This is a genomic window from Pseudomonas saudiphocaensis, from assembly GCF_000756775.1.
Taxonomy (GTDB): Bacteria; Pseudomonadota; Gammaproteobacteria; order Pseudomonadales; family Pseudomonadaceae; genus Stutzerimonas; species Stutzerimonas saudiphocaensis.
Genome location: NZ_CCSF01000001.1, coordinates 3,380,504 through 3,397,260, shown reverse-complemented (window position 1 = coordinate 3,397,260; position 16,757 = coordinate 3,380,504). Strand labels below are relative to the sequence as shown.

18 protein-coding genes and 1 rRNA gene are annotated in these 16,757 nt (G+C 60.2%); 4 read left to right on the top strand and 15 right to left on the bottom strand.

Annotation, left to right across the window (positions count from 1 at the left end; all coding sequences use genetic code 11):
* Window positions 1-16 precede the first annotated feature (16 nt).
* The gene (locus tag BN1079_RS15810; protein ID WP_037026083.1) at window positions 17-1,348 is read left to right on the top strand and encodes a DUF58 domain-containing protein; all 1,332 of its coding nucleotides are present in this window, start codon (window positions 17-19) and stop codon (window positions 1,346-1,348) included.
* Window positions 1,349-1,353: 5 nt separating this feature from the next.
* Here the strand turns inward: BN1079_RS15810 and BN1079_RS15805 are convergent, their stop codons facing one another.
* From BN1079_RS15805 to BN1079_RS15795, 3 genes are read right to left on the bottom strand one after another with little or no spacing between them, the layout of a single operon-like run.
* Window positions 1,354-1,788 carry a PilZ domain-containing protein gene (locus tag BN1079_RS15805; protein WP_037026082.1) on the bottom strand — a complete coding sequence of 145 codons (435 nt, stop codon included), beginning with the start codon at window positions 1,786-1,788 and terminating at the stop codon, window positions 1,354-1,356.
* 35 nt (window positions 1,789-1,823) lie between these two features.
* Complete coding sequence (locus tag BN1079_RS15800; protein WP_037026081.1) at window positions 1,824-2,252, bottom strand: DUF4124 domain-containing protein; 429 nt, start codon at window positions 2,250-2,252, stop codon at window positions 1,824-1,826.
* A 23-nt stretch (window positions 2,253-2,275) separates the two neighbouring features.
* The gene (locus BN1079_RS15795; RefSeq protein WP_037026080.1) at window positions 2,276-2,662 is read right to left on the bottom strand and encodes a tetratricopeptide repeat protein; all 387 of its coding nucleotides are present in this window, start codon (window positions 2,660-2,662) and stop codon (window positions 2,276-2,278) included.
* A 181-nt stretch (window positions 2,663-2,843) separates the two neighbouring features.
* Between BN1079_RS15795 and pyk the strand changes: the two genes are divergently transcribed.
* Together pyk and BN1079_RS15785 are read left to right on the top strand one after the other, a co-directional pair.
* The gene (gene pyk / locus BN1079_RS15790) at window positions 2,844-4,295 is read left to right on the top strand and encodes a pyruvate kinase (protein WP_037026079.1); all 1,452 of its coding nucleotides are present in this window, start codon (window positions 2,844-2,846) and stop codon (window positions 4,293-4,295) included.
* Window positions 4,296-4,472: 177 nt separating this feature from the next.
* Window positions 4,473-5,996, top strand: a complete 1,524-nt coding sequence (locus tag BN1079_RS15785) for a fumarate hydratase (RefSeq protein ID WP_037026077.1) — start codon at window positions 4,473-4,475, stop codon at window positions 5,994-5,996.
* A 63-nt stretch (window positions 5,997-6,059) separates the two neighbouring features.
* Here the strand turns inward: BN1079_RS15785 and BN1079_RS15780 are convergent, their stop codons facing one another.
* From BN1079_RS15780 to BN1079_RS15735, 10 genes are all read right to left on the bottom strand, one after another.
* Window positions 6,060-6,281 carry a VF530 family protein gene (locus BN1079_RS15780; RefSeq protein ID WP_037026075.1) on the bottom strand — a complete coding sequence of 74 codons (222 nt, stop codon included), beginning with the start codon at window positions 6,279-6,281 and terminating at the stop codon, window positions 6,060-6,062.
* A gap of 54 nt (window positions 6,282-6,335) precedes the next feature.
* Window positions 6,336-6,917, bottom strand: a complete 582-nt coding sequence (locus tag BN1079_RS15775; RefSeq protein WP_037026073.1) for a DJ-1/PfpI family protein — start codon at window positions 6,915-6,917, stop codon at window positions 6,336-6,338.
* A gap of 36 nt (window positions 6,918-6,953) precedes the next feature.
* Window positions 6,954-8,114 carry a phospholipase D-like domain-containing protein gene (locus tag BN1079_RS15770; RefSeq protein ID WP_037026071.1) on the bottom strand — a complete coding sequence of 387 codons (1,161 nt, stop codon included), beginning with the start codon at window positions 8,112-8,114 and terminating at the stop codon, window positions 6,954-6,956.
* A 511-nt stretch (window positions 8,115-8,625) separates the two neighbouring features.
* Window positions 8,626-8,745: ribosomal RNA gene (gene rrf, locus BN1079_RS15765) — 5S ribosomal RNA — on the bottom strand.
* 109 nt (window positions 8,746-8,854) lie between these two features.
* Window positions 8,855-9,481: a protein-methionine-sulfoxide reductase heme-binding subunit MsrQ gene (gene msrQ, locus BN1079_RS15760; RefSeq protein WP_037026069.1), complete on the bottom strand. Its 627-nt coding sequence runs from the start codon at window positions 9,479-9,481 to the stop codon at window positions 8,855-8,857.
* On the bottom strand, window positions 9,481-10,491 hold the full coding sequence (gene msrP, locus BN1079_RS15755) for a protein-methionine-sulfoxide reductase catalytic subunit MsrP (RefSeq protein WP_037026067.1): 1,011 nt from the start codon (window positions 10,489-10,491) through the stop codon (window positions 9,481-9,483). The genes msrQ and msrP overlap by 1 nt, the downstream gene beginning before the upstream one ends.
* A 54-nt stretch (window positions 10,492-10,545) precedes the next feature.
* Entirely contained in the window at window positions 10,546-11,376 is an 831-nt protein-coding gene (gene pssA, locus BN1079_RS15750; protein ID WP_037026065.1) for a CDP-diacylglycerol--serine O-phosphatidyltransferase, read from the bottom strand.
* Window positions 11,377-11,527: 151 nt separating this feature from the next.
* Window positions 11,528-12,544: a ketol-acid reductoisomerase gene (ilvC, locus tag BN1079_RS15745; protein ID WP_037026064.1), complete on the bottom strand. Its 1,017-nt coding sequence runs from the start codon at window positions 12,542-12,544 to the stop codon at window positions 11,528-11,530.
* A 47-nt stretch (window positions 12,545-12,591) separates the two neighbouring features.
* Window positions 12,592-13,083: an acetolactate synthase small subunit gene (gene ilvN / locus BN1079_RS15740; protein WP_037026062.1), complete on the bottom strand. Its 492-nt coding sequence runs from the start codon at window positions 13,081-13,083 to the stop codon at window positions 12,592-12,594.
* 2 nt (window positions 13,084-13,085) lie between these two features.
* Entirely contained in the window at window positions 13,086-14,810 is a 1,725-nt protein-coding gene (locus BN1079_RS15735) for an acetolactate synthase 3 large subunit (protein WP_037026061.1), read from the bottom strand.
* Window positions 14,811-15,216: 406 nt separating this feature from the next.
* Between BN1079_RS15735 and BN1079_RS15730 the strand changes: the two genes are divergently transcribed.
* Window positions 15,217-15,648, top strand: a complete 432-nt coding sequence (locus BN1079_RS15730; RefSeq protein ID WP_037026060.1) for a DUF4124 domain-containing protein — start codon at window positions 15,217-15,219, stop codon at window positions 15,646-15,648.
* Window positions 15,649-15,680: 32 nt separating this feature from the next.
* Here BN1079_RS15730 and BN1079_RS15725 read toward each other — a convergent pair whose 3' ends face one another.
* Both BN1079_RS15725 and BN1079_RS15720 read right to left on the bottom strand, forming a co-directional pair.
* Window positions 15,681-16,013: a YqcC family protein gene (locus BN1079_RS15725; protein WP_037026059.1), complete on the bottom strand. Its 333-nt coding sequence runs from the start codon at window positions 16,011-16,013 to the stop codon at window positions 15,681-15,683.
* Between the two features lie 12 nt (window positions 16,014-16,025).
* Window positions 16,026-16,730, bottom strand: a complete 705-nt coding sequence (locus tag BN1079_RS15720; RefSeq protein ID WP_037026058.1) for a tetratricopeptide repeat protein — start codon at window positions 16,728-16,730, stop codon at window positions 16,026-16,028.
* Window positions 16,731-16,757 lie beyond the last annotated feature (27 nt).

The window sequence follows — 16,757 nt, the reverse complement described above, 5'->3', positions numbered from 1 at the left end:
CAAGGCGCCACGCTCGATGAACCCAACCCGCCGCCTGCTCTACGCGCTGTTGCTGTTGCTTGGCTTGGCCGTGCCCCTTGGCATCGCCTCGGCGCTGGGCCAGCCCGCACCTTCCGTCATCCACACCGCCTGGTGGGGGCTGTTGTTGTGCCTGGGTTTGACGGCGCTATTCGACGCCTGGAACCTGCGCCGCCTGCCGCCACCCGAGCTGCAGCGCAGGTTGCCGGGCAATCTGGCCTTGAACCGCTGGCATGATGTACGGCTGCAGGTACGGCACGCGCAGGCTCGGCCATTGCACTTGGACCTGTTCGATCATTTGCCGGCTGGCATGGAATTCGAGCATCTGCCGCGCAGCCTGACACTGTCTCACGGCGAGCAGGCTGAACTCACCTACAGGGTGCGCCCGGAGCATCGCGGCCTGTTCAGCGCCCGCCGCTGCGAGGTTCGCCTGTACGGTCCGCTGGGTTTGTGGCGCCAGCGTCGCCTGCTGCCGCTGGAGTCACAAGCGCGGGTCTATCCGGATTTCACACGGCTGCATGGCGCGTCTTTGATGGCCGTGGACAGCTGGCTCAGCAGACTGGGCGTCAGCCGACATCCCCGCCGGGGGCTGGGTCTGGACTTTCATCAGCTGCGCGACTATCGCGAAGGCGACACCCTGCGCCAGATCGACTGGAAGGCCACGGCGCGCAAACGCTCGCCCATCGCCCGTGAGTTCCAGGACGAGCGCGACCAACAGATCCTGCTGATGCTCGATTGCGGCCGCCGCATGCGCAGCCAGGACGGCACCCTTTCGCACTTCGACCACGCCCTCAATGCGAGCCTGCTGCTGGGCTATGTCGCTCTGCGCCAGGGCGACGCGCTGGGGTTGTACAGCTTCGCTACCGAGCAGCGCCGTTTTATCCCGCCAGCCAAGGGTCGGGAACAGCTCAATACCTTGCTCAACGGCGTCTACGACCTGGCGGAAACCCTGCAGCCCGCCGACTTCAGCCGTGCCGCCAGCGATGTGCTCGAGCGGCAGAAACGTCGTGCGCTGGTGATCATCCTCAGCAACTTGCGCGACGAGGACGATCAGGAGCTGCTCGATGCGGTGCGTCGCCTGTCAGGCCGACACAGGGTGCTGGTGGCGAGCCTACGTGAACCCATAATCGACACACTGCGCCAGCAGCCAGTGAACGGCTTTCAGGATGCGCTTAACTATTGCGGCACGCTGGACTACCTGAACGCACGCGACAGGCTGCATGAACGGCTGCAGGCCCATGGCGTACCGGTGCTCGAAGCCTTGCCCCATGAGATCGGCCCGCAGCTGATAGGCCGTTATCTGGCCTGGAAAAGAGGTGGCGTGATCTAACGGGGCTAGGTCCCGTGGCAGCGGTCCTCGTCCTCGGTTCTACTGGGCGACGAGCCTGAGCGCGGCAGGCGCGCCGGTGGAATCTGCGGTGTGGCGCGAAAGCTGAAGTAGCGCTGCAGCGCTTCGATCATGCTGCGGATTTCGTCGGGCGGCGAGATCAGGGCAAAGCCCGAATCGAAGCTGCCCGGCGTTACATCTTCACGCGTCCAGAGGCAGGTGGCGCTCAGATCGACGCAGCGCAGCTCCCCATGCTGAGCTGGAATCTTCAGGCGCATCTCGAAACGCACATTGGTCATCATCGGATAGCGACTGATCAGCATCATCCCGGTTTCTGACAGATTGCCGATGAAGCCAAGGGGCTTGTCTGTAAACCGGTTGAATACGTTGAGGTAATACGGCAACTGGTGCCGTTGGATACTTCGCTGATTGAGCATGTTCATGGGTTCCTGCCCTGCCGCGAAGACGACTGTCGGCCTCAGCCGCAGCCTGCGTTGATACGACCGGTCAATTGCTGCCGCGCCGCCCCTATCTCTTCGTCACTGTAGTAGACCCGCTCACCCTTTGCATCGGTGTAAAAGTAGCGTCCGCCGCGGGACAAGCCGGCCAGTTCTTCTCGCCACTGCCGGCATGCCTGCTCACGTTGCGCCTGCCGCTCCCGCGCCGTTTGCGTGGCCTGCTGCTGTTCCTGCCGCCGAGCGTCGAAGAACCGTTCGCTACGTGCCTCCCGACTGCGGGTGGCCTCATCACGCTCAATGATCTGCGGCCTGACTTCCACAACCTCGGCGCCCGGCTTCGGTTGCGAGCCGAAATGCACGCTTCCCTGGGCGTCGACCCAGCGGTAGATCTGCGCCGGTGCTGCTGACGGCAAGGATAGAACGAGTAACAACAGGAATGTGACCCGCATATGCTCCTTACCGTTCCGTCAGTTCAGGATCGCTCCGGTCTCGCCACAGGGCCAATCGCCGGCTTATCAGGCTGATAGTGCCCCAACTGACGCAGCGTCTCCAGCCGTGCGCGACCACGGTAGGCATATTCGCTGGCCGGGTAACGGGCCAGGATAAAACGATAGGTTTCTACCGCATCGACGAACAATCCCTGGCGCTCCAGGCACTGCCCGCGCAGCAGGGATATTTCCGGCTGCAAATTGTCACGTGGGCGGCTACGGCGCTCGGCCTGGGATAGTTCGAGCACCACCTTGCCGCAGTCGCCTTGCTCGTAGTAGCGGTAGGCGCTGTCGATATGCCGATCAAGCGCGTTTCTGCTACTACAGCCTACGCTTAGAGTGGCGAAAAAAAGAATCAAAAAGGCACGCATGGATAAATCCTCCGGATTCCAGCTTATCGGCAGCCAGTTCAAAAACTGCAGACCGTTTGGCTGTCAAAACCGGGCTTTTCGCCCGTACCGGGCCGTAATGAAGAGTAGTGCCGACTAACAATGACTACAGCCTCCGAGCGTAGTAGCCTCGGGACATCTCGTTAAGCAGAAGGAAGATCGGATGACTCCGCGTCGTACCAAAATCGTTGCCACCCTTGGTCCTGCCAGCAGCTCGCCGCAGGTGCTGGAAAAAATGATCCTGGCCGGTCTTGATGTCGCTCGACTGAATTTTTCCCACGGCACGCCGGACGAGCACCGTGCCCGGGCGCAGCTGGTGCGCGACATCGCCGCACGCCATGGCCGCTTCGTCGCACTGCTCGGCGACTTGCAGGGCCCGAAGATCCGCATCGCCAAGTTCACCAACAAGCGCATCGAACTGGCCGAAGGCGATTCGTTCCGCTTCTCCGTTACCCATCCACGCGACGCCGGCACCCAGGAAGTGGTAGGCATCGACTACCCCGACCTGATCAAGGATTGCGGTGTGGGCGACGAATTGCTGCTCGACGACGGCCGCGTGGTCATGCGCGTCGATGCCGTTACCGCCGACGAGTTGCACTGCAGCGTGGTGATCGGCGGCCCACTGTCGGACAACAAAGGCATCAACCGTCGCGGCGGCGGCCTGACCGCACCGGCACTGACCGCCAAGGACAAGGCCGACATCAAGCTGGCCGCCGAGATGGAGCTGGACTATCTGGCCGTTTCATTCCCGCGCGATGCCGCCGACATGGAGCTGGCGCGCCGCCTGCGTGACGAGGCAGGCAGCAAGGCCTGGCTGGTAGCCAAGATCGAGCGAGCCGAAGCCGTAGCCGACGACGAGGCGCTGGACGGTCTGATTCGCGCCTCGGATGCTGTGATGGTGGCGCGTGGCGACCTGGGCGTAGAAATCGGCGATGCCGAACTGGTCGGCATCCAGAAGAAGATCATTCTGCACGCGCGCCGCAACAACAAGGTGGTGATCACCGCGACTCAGATGATGGAGTCGATGATCCAGAATCCGATGCCAACGCGCGCCGAAGTGTCCGATGTAGCCAACGCAGTTCTCGACTACACCGATGCCGTCATGCTCTCGGCAGAAAGCGCAGCTGGCGACTATCCGGTCGAAGCGATTACTGCCATGGCCCGGGTTTGCCTGGGTGCGGAAAAACATCCGACCAGTACCCGTTCCGGCCACCGGCTTGGCCAGCACTTCAACCGCAGCGATGAAAGCACCGCGCTGGCGGCGATGTACACCGCCAACCACTTCCCTGGAGTCAAGGCGATCATCAGCCTGACTGAAAGCGGCTACACCCCGCTGATCATGTCGCGCATTCGCTCGTCGGTACCAATTTTCGCTTTCTCGCCCTACCGCGAAACCCAGGCTCGGGTAGCGATGTTCCGCGGCGTACAGACCATCCCGTTCGACCCTGCAGCGCTGCCGGCGGACAAGGTCAGCCAGGCGGCGGTGGATGAACTGCTCAAGCGCGAGATCGTCCAGCCCGGTGACTGGGTCATCCTGACCAAGGGTGACAGCTACCACGGCACTGGTGGCACCAACACCATGAAAATCCTGCGCGTCGGCGATTCGTTGAGCTGACCACCGGTTGGCGGGGCCGCCCGGCTCCGCCAACATCTCTTAAGCTGTCCCTTCGCCTTTGGTCCGCCTGTGTATGCGCTTGCACGGCGGGTTATACTGCTGCGCATTTTTCCAACCTGAGCGCGTCGGCCCCGTCTCGTCGCGCCCTGTCTCCGCCCCGCCAAGAGGACGCGCTGCATGACCGTGATCAAGCAAGACGACCTGATTCAAAGCGTTGCAGACGCTTTGCAGTTCATCTCCTACTACCACCCCGTCGACTTCATCCAGGCAATGCACGAAGCCTACCTGCGTGAAGAATCCCCGGCGGCGCGCGATTCCATGGCGCAGATCCTGATCAACTCACGCATGTGTGCCACCGGCCATCGTCCGATCTGTCAGGACACCGGCATCGTCACCGTCTTTATCCGCGTCGGCATGGACGTGCGCTGGGACGGCGCCACCATGAGCGTCGACGACATGATCAACGAAGGCGTTCGCCGCGCCTACAACCTGCCGGAAAACGTCCTGCGCGCCTCGATCCTGGCTGACCCGGCCGGTGCCCGTAAAAACACCAAGGACAACACCCCGGCAGTTATCCATTACTCCATCGTTCCCGGCGACAAGGTGGAAGTGGACGTCGCGGCCAAGGGCGGCGGCTCCGAGAACAAGTCGAAGATGGCCATGCTCAACCCGTCCGACTCCATCGTCGACTGGGTTCTGAAGACCGTCCCAGAAATGGGCGCCGGCTGGTGCCCGCCAGGCATGCTCGGCATCGGTATCGGCGGCACCGCCGAGAAAGCCGCCGTGATGGCCAAGGAAGTGCTGATGGAGTCCATCGACATCCATGAGCTCAAGGCTCGCGGCCCGCAGAACCGCATCGAAGAAATGCGTCTTGAGCTGTTCGAGAAGGTCAACCAGCTGGGCATCGGCGCCCAGGGTCTGGGCGGCCTGACCACCGTGCTCGACGTGAAGATCATGGACTACCCGACCCACGCTGCCTCGCTGCCGGTGTGCATGATCCCCAACTGCGCGGCCACTCGTCACGCGCACTTCGTGCTGGACGGCTCCGGCCCTGCCAGCCTGGAAGCACCGCCACTGGATGCCTACCCGGAAATCGTCTGGGAAGCCGGCCCGAGCGCACGTCGCGTCAACCTCGACACCATTACTCCCGAGGAAGTGCAGAGCTGGAAACCGGGCGAGACCATTCTGCTCAACGGCAAGATGCTCACCGGTCGCGATGCGGCGCACAAGCGCATCGTCGACATGCTCAACAAGGGTGAAGAGCTGCCGGTAGACCTCAAGGGTCGCTTCATCTACTACGTTGGCCCGGTCGATCCGGTTGGCAATGAAGTGGTTGGCCCAGCCGGCCCGACTACCGCCACGCGGATGGACAAGTTTACCCGCCAGATCCTGGAAAGCACCGGGCTACTGGGCATGATCGGCAAATCCGAGCGCGGCCCAATCGCCATCGACGCGATCAAGGACAACAAGGCCGTGTACCTCATGGCCGTGGGCGGCGCCGCCTACCTGGTGGCTCAGGCCATCAAGAAGTCCCAGGTACTGGCCTTCGCCGAGCTGGGCATGGAAGCGATCTACGAGTTCGAGGTCAAGGACATGCCGGTGACCGTAGCGGTCGACACCAACGGCGAGTCGGTACACATCACCGGCCCGGCGATCTGGCAAAAGAAGATCAGCGATAGCTTGGCTGTTGAAGTGCAGTAACAGCGTCACTGAATACAGAAAGCCCGGCCTAGTGCCGGGCTTTCTGTTTGAGGTAGGGCGATCTCAAGCGCGCCCGTTGCGCATGCGAACGAACAACGCCTCGACTTTCTCCCGCGCCCAGGGAGTGCGACGCAGGAAGGTCAGGCTCGACTTGATGCTGGGCTCACTCTTGAAGCAGCGAATGTCGATTCGCTCGGCCAGCCCCTCCCAACCAAAATGAGCGTGCAGCTCGATCAGCATGGCTTCGAGGGTTACGCCATGCAGCGGATTGTTCGAGGCGGTCACGGATAGCTCTCTCAATGGGATTGAAGAAGGGATGAAGCCGACAGGGCCGCCATCCTATAGTTTTATCTCGGTGCCCAGGAGCTTTAGGAAAGCCGCCAACCAGGCGGGATGCGCTGGCCAGGCCGGCGCCGTCACCAGGTTACCTTCGGTATGCGCCTGATCGACCGCAATGTCCACATACTTGCCGCCCGCAAGCCTAACCTCAGGCGCACATGCCGGGTAGGCACTGCAGTCTCGGCCTTTCAATACTCCGGCCGCCGCAAGCAACTGCGCGCCATGACAGACGGCAGCGATCGGCTTATTCGCCTCATCGAAGGCACGGACCAGAGCCAATACCTGCTCGTTCAAACGCAGATACTCTGGAGCCCGACCACCCGGAATCACCAGCGCGTCGTAAGCCTCTGCGCGTACCGCCGAGAAATCGAAGTTTAAGGCGAAGTTATGGCCAGGCTTTTCGCTGTAGGTCTGATCACCCTCGAAATCGTGAATTGCGGTACGTACGGTTTCACCAGATTTCTTGTCCGGGCATACCGCATGGACGCTGTGGCCAACCATCTGCAGCGCCTGGAACGGCACCATGGTTTCGTAATCCTCAACATAGTCGCCAACCAGCATCAGAATCTTCTTTGCAGCCATAGGGGGCGTTCTCCGGTTAGTTGAGCAATCAGCGGTTCAGCCGCTGCGGTTGAATATATTGATCGCCAGGCGGTCCAGCAGACCCCAGAGTCTCTGATAGATACGCATGCGCAAAGGCCTTGCATGCCATATCTGCAAGTCGATTTCCTTACTACGTAAAAAGTCCTGCTCGAAACTTTCCGCGACGCTGGAACTGAGGTTGGCATCGACCGCTTCAAGGTTGGCTTCCAAATTCCAACGCAGATTCCAATGATCGAAGTTGCACGAGCCGATGCTTACCCAGTCGTCGATCAATACCATTTTCAGGTGCAGAAAGTGTGGCTGATATTCATGAATACGCACGCCGGCCCGAAGCAGGCGCGGATAATAACGCTGACCTGCGTAGCGGATCGGCGGGTGATCGGTATTACGACTGGTCAGCAGCAAGCGCACCTCGACGCCCCTACGCGCTGCACGCAGTAACTCGCGCCGCACTCGCCCCGTCGGGAGAAAATAGGGGGTAGCAAGCCAGATCCGCGTCTGCGCACGCTGGAGGTTGCGGATCAGGCTGTGCAGGATGTCACGATGCTGCCGCGCCGCTGCATAAGCCACCCGCCCCATTCCATTACCTGGTTCAGGGTTTTCCGGAATTTTCGGCAGGCGCTGCGGCAGCGGGAACTGCCAGATTCTTTTCCTCAGACATAGCGCCCACTGCGCGTCGAACAGGCGCCGCCAGTCGTGCAACAAGGGCCCGCTAATTTCCACCATGACTTCATGCCAGTGCTCGTCGGGCTTTTCCGGGTTCCAGAACTCATCGGTCGCACCCGTCCCTCCAACAAAACAGCAGGTCTCGTCTATCACAATCAACTTGCGGTGATCACGATGCAGGTTGCGAAACTTCAAGCGCAAGTTCAAAGGGTTATACAGGCGCAGCTCTACATCGCCGTCAAGCAGACGCTGACGCGTCTTTTGCCCAAGCTTGAGGCAGCCAAAGCCATCGAATAGACAACGCACCCGCACTCCGCGAGCGGCGGCAGCAACCAGCGCATCGACAAGGTGCTCTGCACACTGGCCATCCTCCACCAGATACAACTCGACATCCACGCGCCTTTCGGCAGCATCTATGCACTGCAAGAGGCGTGGAAAAAACTGAGGGCCGTCGACCAATAACTGGAACTGATTGCCTTCTCGCCAAGGAAATACTTCTCCGGCCAGCATTAAATTTGATGCTGTCGAGGGAGTCCTGCCCTGTGGTTGTTGCTCTATACCGAAAGACATTGAAACCCTGTCCGATAAGTACCGCGCAGACTGACGGTCGCCACGACCATGCGAGCGACGAAATACTCTTTATAGGTATGCAGTAAGGCGTGTAGTTCCGCATTGCTGCAGGTTAGGCCTGCGGCTCATGGCGACGCTTACTGAGCAGTAAAGGCTGCGACAGTCATCGAACCGGGTCAAGAGCCTCGGCCTGACCTCGTGCGCGGTTGTCGCGTGTGACACCAAGCCCTCCTAGCCTGAGCCTGCATCCCATTGGGACAGTCGCTGTAGGCATGTGTCGCACGCACCGTAAAAAGGAGCTATACGGCGATGGAGAAACGTCATGGTTTAAAACCGACCCAAGCTTCCAAGGCCGGCATCAGCCTTTACCGAGCAGCCACATGGGTTCATTTTCTTCCGCGCAAAGACAAACCCCCGACCCTCTTTCGAGGATCGGGGGTTTGGTGTATGAGCTTGACGATGACCTACTCTCACATGGGGAAGCCCCACACTACCATCGGCGATGCGTCGTTTCACTTCTGAGTTCGGGATGGGATCAGTCCGGCGCATTCTACGTGAATCCGCCGTCCGTGCAAGCCTTTAATTTAGCTAACTTCTTGATTTACAAGAGGTTTTTCCGAAGGCCTGCGCCGGAGAAGGTGCGCATTATAGGCACCTCAAATCTCGCGTCAACCGTTATCTTAAGATTTGTTTAGCTTAGACGACTTCTTCTTCCTTAACTGAAAATCTGACAAAGGACGAGATACCGAAGGCAGACGCACTAGCAGCAACACACTCCCGATAGAAGCATAGAGCGCCCATCGCCCCGCGTCGGAGCGCACCACCCAAAGCATATGCAGCAAGCTGATCAGAAGCACCGGGTACACAAGGCGGTGCAGCTGCTTCCAGCGCTTGCCCAACTTGCGCATGCTCCAGCGGTTCGATGTTGCGGCAAGGGCCAGCAACCCCGACAAGGCCATAGCCCCTACGGTTATATAAGGCCGCTCGACCGCCTCGGTACCGAAGCTGCTGAAATCCAATCCCAGCAGAAAATACAGATACGCAGACAAGTGAAGCAGCGCGTAAGTGAAAGCCCACAAGCCCAACTGTCGACGGAAGGAGATCCACCCAGCCCATCCGCTCAAGCGCTGCAAAGGCGTCATCGTCAACGAGGAAAGTAGAAAGACCAGAGCGCCCTGCCCCAGGTTATCGACAAGCACCTTGCCAGGATCCGGCCCCAAGGAGTCTATAGCCGCCAGATACAACCAATAGAAAGGCACACTCGCAGCGGCAAGGAATATCAGCAACCGCCACCAGAAATGACGCATCAGTAATCCCGGGCCAGGTCCATTCCGGCATACAGGTGCGAAACCTGATCTGCATAACCATTGAACAGTTGGGTTTGGCGAATGTTCGGACTGAATAGACTCCCAGGCAGCCGCCGCTCGCGGGCTTGAGACCAGCGCGGATGAGAGACCTGCGGATTGACGTTGGCATAAAAGCCGTACTCGTCAGGCGCCATAGCTTGCCAAGTGGTCTTCGGCTGTTCTCGCACGAAACTGATGCGCACGATGGATTTGATACTTTTGAAACCGTACTTCCAGGGAACCACAAGGCGAAGCGGCGCGCCGTTCTGGTTGGGGAGCACACGGCCGTACATCCCGACCGCCAACAAGGTCAACGGATGCACCGCCTCATCCATTCTGAGCCCCTCAACATAGGGCCAGTCGATCAGCGAAAAACCGGCGCGCATCCCCGGCATCTGCTCCGGGCGAGCCAGGGTTTCGAAACGCACGTATTTCGCCGCCGAGGTCGGGGCCAGCCTCTCTATCAGCCCGGCCAAAGGAATACCTAGCCAGGGAATGACCATCGGCCAGGCTTCAACGCAACGCAAACGATAGATGCGTTCCTGGAGGCGACTCGGCGCGAACAGATCCTCCACTGAGTACTGCCCTGGACGCTCCACTTCACCATCGATCATGACGGTCCAGGGTTCGGTAACCATGCCTGCAGCATGCCGAGCCGGGTCGCCCTTGTCCGGGCCGAACTCGTAAAAGTTGTTGTAATGCGTGGCATCGCGGAAGGGGGTGAGGCTCTCGCCGTCTGGCGACGCCTGCCACTGCGCATGCAGCAGCTTGTCATCGAACCAGGCCGGAGCCTTCGCAACGGCGACCCCGGCATATCGCGACGCCTCAGCCAAGGAGGAAAGGCTGGGAACCGTTGAAAACGCCGCTGAAGCGACCAGCCCTTTCAGGACCCGCCGCCGGTTCAGATAGGTCTCTTCAGGGGTTACCTGAGATTCACGACATTCGCCGCCATCGGGAACCTTGATCAGCATGACAATCTCCGCTGCCCGGGACCGGGCTAACCAGACAGCGGATCGGGATAGGAATCAGCTGTCGACGCTTTTGTTCCGCCGCATCAGGAACTGCACCGGACCGGAGGCCGCATAAGCCAGGAAGATTAACAGTAGCACTCGCGGCGGATCACTGAAGACCACTGCAAAGACCAGCACCACAACAAGGATGGCCACGAATGGCACACGCCCCTTGAGGTCGAGATCCTTGAAGCTGTAATACTTGATGTTGCTGACCATCAGCAGACCGGCGGCAGCCACCAGCAGCGCAAACAGCATGACCAGCGCCAGCGGCAGATCTACGCCCTTGACGCCAACCTCATCGAGCACCCAGACAGCCCATACCGAGCCGGCCACGACGCCGGCAGCCGCCGGGCTGGCAAGACCGATAAACCAGCGTTTGTCCACTTTACCTATCTGAGTGTTGAAACGAGCCAGGCGCAATGCGGCGCATGCGACATAGATAAAGGCCACTGTCAGACCGACGTTACCCAACTCCGACAACGCCCACTCATAAGCCAGGATTGCCGGCGCCAGACCGAAGGCCACCATATCGGAAAGCGAGTCATATTCAGCGCCGAAGGCACTCTGAGTATTGGTCAGACGCGCCACCCGACCATCAAGGCTATCAAGCACCATCGCCACGAAAACGGTTGCCGCAGCGACATAGAAATTGCCATTTATTGCGGTAATGATGCAGAAGAAGCCGGCGAACAGGTTGGCAGTCGTGAACAGGTTTGGGAGCAGATAAATCCCCCGATGCCGAACCTTGCGGCCCTCGGAGTCCTGCACCTCTTCGACATGCTCGTCGATCGGCAGAAGACTTTCCGGCGCGACTGGCTTGTTCGACTCTTCATGCTCACTCATGTAAATCCACCCTGCTGCAGGTTTGAATAAGTTCGACAGACCCCAACACTACCGGTTCAGCCTGACACCAGCAGCGTTTTATACCAGATTGCGCCTGCTCCTAACGAAAGAACGCGGCCGAGGCCGCGTTCTTTTTCAAGCAAAATCGCGATCAGTTCTTGGTCTTGTCGACGATCTTGTTGGCAGCGATCCACGGCATCATCGCACGCAGCTTCTCGCCAACTACTTCGATGCCATGGGCAGCGTTGTTACGACGGTAGGCTGTCATGGACGGATAGTTGGTAGCGCCTTCGCTGATGAACATCTTCGCGTACTCGCCATCCTGGATGCGCTTGAGAGCGTTGCGCATGGCCTGACGGGACTGCTCGTTGATGATCTCCGGGCCAGTTACGTACTCACCGTACTCGGCGTTGTTGGAGATCGAGTAGTTCATGTTGGCGATGCCGCCTTCGAACATCAGGTCGACGATCAGCTTCAGCTCGTGCAGGCACTCGAAGTAGGCCATTTCCGGTGCATATCCGGCTTCAACCAGGGTTTCGAAACCAGCCTTGACCAGCTCGACGGTACCACCGCAGAGAACGGCCTGCTCACCGAACAGGTCGGTTTCGGTCTCGTCCTTGAAGGTAGTTTCAATGATACCGGTACGACCGCCGCCCACGCCGGAGGCGTAGGACAGCGCAACGTTCTTGGCGTTGCCGGAAGCATCCTGATAGACAGCGATCAGGTCAGGGATACCGCCGCCCTTGACGAACTCGGAGCGCACGGTATGACCCGGCGCCTTCGGTGCGATCATGATCACGTCGAGGTCGGCGCGGGGAACGACCTGGTTGTAATGGATGGAGAAACCGTGGGCGAAGGCCAGGGTAGCGCCCTGCTTCAGGTTCGGCTCCAGCTCTTCGCGGTACAGCTTGCCCTGGAACTCGTCCGGGGTCAGCACCATGACGACATCGGCCTGGGCGACGGCTTCGGCTACTTCGGCGACCTTCAGGCCATGGTTCTGTGCCTTGGCGATGGAAGAAGAACCGGCACGCAGACCAACAGTAACGTCAACGCCGGAATCCTTCAGGTTGCAGGCATGTGCGTGACCCTGGGAGCCGTAGCCGATGATTGCGACCTTCTTACCCTGGATGATGGAAAGATCACAATCTTTGTCGTAGAAAACTTTCATGAAATTACCCCAGTTACTGGCCGCTCGGGCCATTCATTAAAAACGTATTAGATGCTCAGCACTTTGTCGCCACGGGAAATCCCGGTGACACCGCTGCGCACGACTTCCAGGATCGATGCTGTACCGACAGCCTGGATGAAACTGTCCAGCTTGTCGGTCGTGCCGGCCAGCTGGATGGTGTAGACGTTGGTGGTGACGTCAACGATCTGCCCACGGAAGATATCGGTGGTGCGCTTGACCTCGGCACGCTGGGCGCCGGTGGCCTTCACCTTGATCAGCATCAGTTCGCGCTCGATGTGCGCGCTCTCCGACAGATCCACCAGCTTGACCACTTCGATCAGCTTGTTGAGGTTCTTGGTGATCTGCTCGATCACCTCCTCATGACCTACCGTGGTAAGTGTCAGGCGCGACAGCGTCGGATCCTCGGTGGGCGCAACAGTGAGGCTCTCGATGTTGTAGTTGCGCTGGGAGAACAGCCCAACCACACGAGACAGGGCGCCTGGTTCGTTTTCCATCAACAGGGAAATGATGTGTCTCATGATCAGGTACGCTCCGTCTTGCTCAGCCACATATCGCGCATAGCGCCGTCCCGAATCTGCATCGGGTAGACGTGTTCGCTGGTATCCACCGCAATGTCTAGGAACACCAGGCGATCCTTCATGGCGAAGGCCTCTTCCATCATCGGCTTGAGGTCTTTCATGTCGGTGATGCGCATGCCGACGTGACCGTAGGCCTCGGCCAGTTTGACGAAGTCAGGCAGCGACTCCATGTAGGAGTGCGAGTAGCGGCTGTTGTAGACCATGTCCTGCCACTGGCGGACCATGCCCAGCGCACCGTTGTTGAGGTTGACGATCTTCACCGGCAGGTCGTACTGCAGGCAGGTCGACAGCTCCTGGATGTTCATCTGGATGCTGCCCTCGCCTGTCACCACTGCGACATCGGCCTCGGGGAAGTTCAGCTTCACGCCCATGGCGGCCGGCAGACCGAAGCCCATGGTGCCCAGGCCGCCCGAGTTGAGCCAGCGGTTGGGCTTGTCGAACTTGTAGTACTGGCAGGCAAACATCTGGTGCTGACCAACGTCGGACGCCACGTAGGCCTCGCCCTTGGTCACCTCGCAAAGAACTTCGATGGCGGCCTGCGGCTTGATGATGCTGCCGTCACCCTTGTCATAAGGGAACAGGCCGCGGGTGCCACGCCACTCGTCGATCTGTTTCCACCAGCTGGCAACCGTCTCGGCGTTCGGTGCCTGGCCGATTTCCTTGACGATGGCAACCATCTCGGCCAGTACGCTGTCCACCGGGCCAACGATCGGGATGTCGGCCTTGATCGTCTTGGAGATGGAGGCTGGGTCGATGTCGATATGAATGATCTTGGCGTTCGGGCAGAACTTCGCCGCGCCGTTGATCACCCGGTCATCGAAGCGCGCACCGACTGCCAGAATCACGTCGGAATGGTGCATGGCCAGGTTGGCGGTGTAACTGCCGTGCATGCCGAGCATGCCGACGAACTGACGGTCGCTGCCGGGGAACGCACCCAGGCCCATCAGCGTATTGGTTACCGGCAGGTTGAGCATTTTCGCCAGCTCGGTGAGCTGAGCGGAGGCGTTGCCCATGATCACGCCGCCACCGGAATAGATGATCGGACGCTTGGCCGCGAGCAACAGCTCTGCCGCCTTGCGGATCTGGCCGGAGTGGCCACGCACGGCCGGGCCGTAGGAGCGCAGCTTGGCCTTTTTCGGGTAGACGTATTCGTATTTCTCGGCCGGGTTGGTCATATCCTTCGGGATATCGATGACAACCGGGCCTGGACGACCGGATTCGGCAAGGTAGAACGCCTTCTTCATCACTTCGGGGATTTCCGAAGGATGCTTGATCATGAAGCTGTGCTTCACGATAGGCCGGGAGATGCCGATCATGTCGGTCTCCTGGAAGGCATCGGTGCCGACCATGTTGCTCGGTACCTGGCCGGAGATGACCACCATCGGGATCGAGTCCATGAAGGCTGTGGCGATACCAGTGATGGCGTTGGTTGCACCAGGGCCGGAGGTCACCAGCACCACGCCGGCCTTGCCGGTCGCGCGCGCATAGCCATCGGCCATGTGGGTAGCGGCCTGCTCGTGGCGAACCAGGATGTGCTCGATGGACTTTTCCTTGAAAAGCGCATCGTAGATATGCAGAACGGCACCACCCGGATAGCCGTAGATGTACTTAACGCCTTCGTCACGCAGGAAGCGGACGACCATTTCAGCGCCGGATAATAATTCCACTGTTGTTCACCTCTAAAACGCCAGATAGCCGCTCCGCGCCGGACCGGCCAGAAATAGGTTCTACTGCCCAGCAGCGCATGAGCGACGGTGGTCGCCGACTACGTCAGCTACTGACTGAGCAAGTAACGGGAAAAACCCCTGTGTATTGCGGGGCATCCCTCCCAGCGCGAGGTAACGCGTTGCGGGTGCAGCAGGTCGGCGCGGGTATGCACCTAATATGGTTGACCGAAAACGGCTTACGCAGCGTCTCCAGCACAGCAAGCATGGAATTGTTCGGATTAGACCCTGCCAAGTCAAGCCTGCTGTTGTCTTCTGACTGTTTTCAGCTGTGATCCAGCGCAGAATGAAGGGGCGGAGGTTTTGCGTATAGTACCGGCCAGGTACTGCATCCAAAGAAGGGATAAGCATGCGTTCGACTATTCTCGCCAGCGGCTTGCTGTTCGCGCTGAGCAGCAGTGTGATGGCCGGCCAGATCTACAAATGGGTTGACGCCCAGGGCATCACGCACTTCGGCGCGCAGCCGCCTCAGGGCCAGACGGTGGAAACCCTCAACACCGCAGCGCCGCCGCCCAGGCAATCCGCAGCAGCACCTGTCGAGGCCGAAACCACAGGTGAGCCCGAGCAGCAGGACATCGAGCGCCAGGTCAAGAAACAGGTCGCCGAAGAGAACGCCCGCCGCCAACAGTACTGCACGACACTACGCACCAACCTGGCGCAACTGCAGAACAACCCGCGAGTACGCGTAGAAGAACAAGGAGAGGTCCGGCGCCTCGACGAAGAAGAGCGTCAGGCGCGTATCCTGGAAACCCGGCAGAAAATCGCGGAAACCTGCGACTAGCCGAAACGACTCGCCAACCCGGTTGGCGAGCGTCAGCCCTCGCCGAGACTGATCAGCAGATCGAACCTCTTTAAGGCCTCCAGCAAGCCGGCAACCTGTGACGGCGAATCTCGATAGACCACTTCCGCCATCGCCAGAATGCCCGAAGCGGCCGGTAGTGCCGTGCCTGCTTCGAGGATCGTCTTCATGCGCGGCAGGAAGATCCACTGCAACCACTGCTCGAACGTCAGCGTATCCACACAGAAGGGTTCGCGGCTGGCAAGCGCCTGAGGACTAGGTGGCAGGGTTTGCCAAGCCCCCAGTGCACGCAGCTCGCGCTCGATCAGCAGAAGCTGCTCGGCCAGCTCAGGAGCGCGACTATCCATCACAGCGCACCATTACAGCGAAACCTTGGCACGCTCGCGGGCCTGCGCAGCCCCGGCGGCATTACCCTGGCGCTCACGCGCCTGGGCGATCAGTTCCCAGAGGCTCGCCTGCAGCGCGGGGCGATCACCGGCGTAGCTCAGCCCGCGGCGGGCAAGCTGCTCGGCCTGGACAGCATCGCCCTGGGCCAGGCGTACTTCGGCTAGGCGATAGAGCACTTGCGGCTCGCGCGGCGCAATACGCTGGGCGCGCTCGAGACTGGATGCGGCGCCATCGAGATCACCCCCACCTTGCAGCTGCTGCGCAGTAGTCAATAGCGCCAGTACCGGACCGTCGAGCCGCTCATCAGCAGACAGGCCGCCACCCGAGGGTATGCCGCTGGGCATTGGCTGACTCTGCACCGGCGCCTGAGGTACGGGCGGCGGTGTCCATGGCTCGGACGCACCGGGCGCAGGGTCGACTGAACCGCTGAAAGTGGCATCCGGGGCGGCAAATGTCTGCAGCGGGGCCGAGTTCTGCTGCGGCACCATGACCATCACGCCAGGGTCCTCCGCACCAGCCTGCACTCCCTGGACAGGAGCAGGGGCGCTGCCGGTGCGATAGCCCTGCCGCGCAGCGACCTCTTCAGATACCGGCGCGCCGGCATCGACCACGGGAATCGCACCTCGATTGACCGTCGCACAGCCCTGCGCCAGCGCCGCGGCCGCCAGAACAACCATCCATCGTTTGTTGCTCACATTAAAACC

Bases quoted from the DNA above. Each gene is read 5' to 3' on its own strand.
- BN1079_RS15810 (WP_037026083.1), top strand. From the start codon at position 17: ATGAACCCAACCCGCCGCCTGCTCTACGCGCTGTTGCTGTTGCTTGGC.
- BN1079_RS15805 (WP_037026082.1), bottom strand. From the start codon at position 1,788: ATGAACATGCTCAATCAGCGAAGTATCCAACGGCACCAGTTGCCGTAT.
- BN1079_RS15800 (WP_037026081.1), bottom strand. From the start codon at position 2,252: ATGCGGGTCACATTCCTGTTGTTACTCGTTCTATCCTTGCCGTCAGCA.
- BN1079_RS15795 (WP_037026080.1), bottom strand. From the start codon at position 2,662: ATGCGTGCCTTTTTGATTCTTTTTTTCGCCACTCTAAGCGTAGGCTGT.
- pyk (WP_037026079.1), top strand. From the start codon at position 2,844: ATGACTCCGCGTCGTACCAAAATCGTTGCCACCCTTGGTCCTGCCAGC.
- BN1079_RS15785 (WP_037026077.1), top strand. From the start codon at position 4,473: ATGACCGTGATCAAGCAAGACGACCTGATTCAAAGCGTTGCAGACGCT.
- BN1079_RS15775 (WP_037026073.1), bottom strand. From the start codon at position 6,917: ATGGCTGCAAAGAAGATTCTGATGCTGGTTGGCGACTATGTTGAGGAT.
- BN1079_RS15770 (WP_037026071.1), bottom strand. From the start codon at position 8,114: ATGCTGGCCGGAGAAGTATTTCCTTGGCGAGAAGGCAATCAGTTCCAG.
- msrQ (WP_037026069.1), bottom strand. From the start codon at position 9,481: ATGCGTCATTTCTGGTGGCGGTTGCTGATATTCCTTGCCGCTGCGAGT.
- msrP (WP_037026067.1), bottom strand. From the start codon at position 10,491: ATGCTGATCAAGGTTCCCGATGGCGGCGAATGTCGTGAATCTCAGGTA.
- pssA (WP_037026065.1), bottom strand. From the start codon at position 11,376: ATGAGTGAGCATGAAGAGTCGAACAAGCCAGTCGCGCCGGAAAGTCTT.
- ilvC (WP_037026064.1), bottom strand. From the start codon at position 12,544: ATGAAAGTTTTCTACGACAAAGATTGTGATCTTTCCATCATCCAGGGT.
- ilvN (WP_037026062.1), bottom strand. From the start codon at position 13,083: ATGAGACACATCATTTCCCTGTTGATGGAAAACGAACCAGGCGCCCTG.
- BN1079_RS15730 (WP_037026060.1), top strand. From the start codon at position 15,217: ATGCGTTCGACTATTCTCGCCAGCGGCTTGCTGTTCGCGCTGAGCAGC.
- BN1079_RS15725 (WP_037026059.1), bottom strand. From the start codon at position 16,013: ATGGATAGTCGCGCTCCTGAGCTGGCCGAGCAGCTTCTGCTGATCGAG.
- BN1079_RS15720 (WP_037026058.1), bottom strand. From the start codon at position 16,730: ATGGTTGTTCTGGCGGCCGCGGCGCTGGCGCAGGGCTGTGCGACGGTC.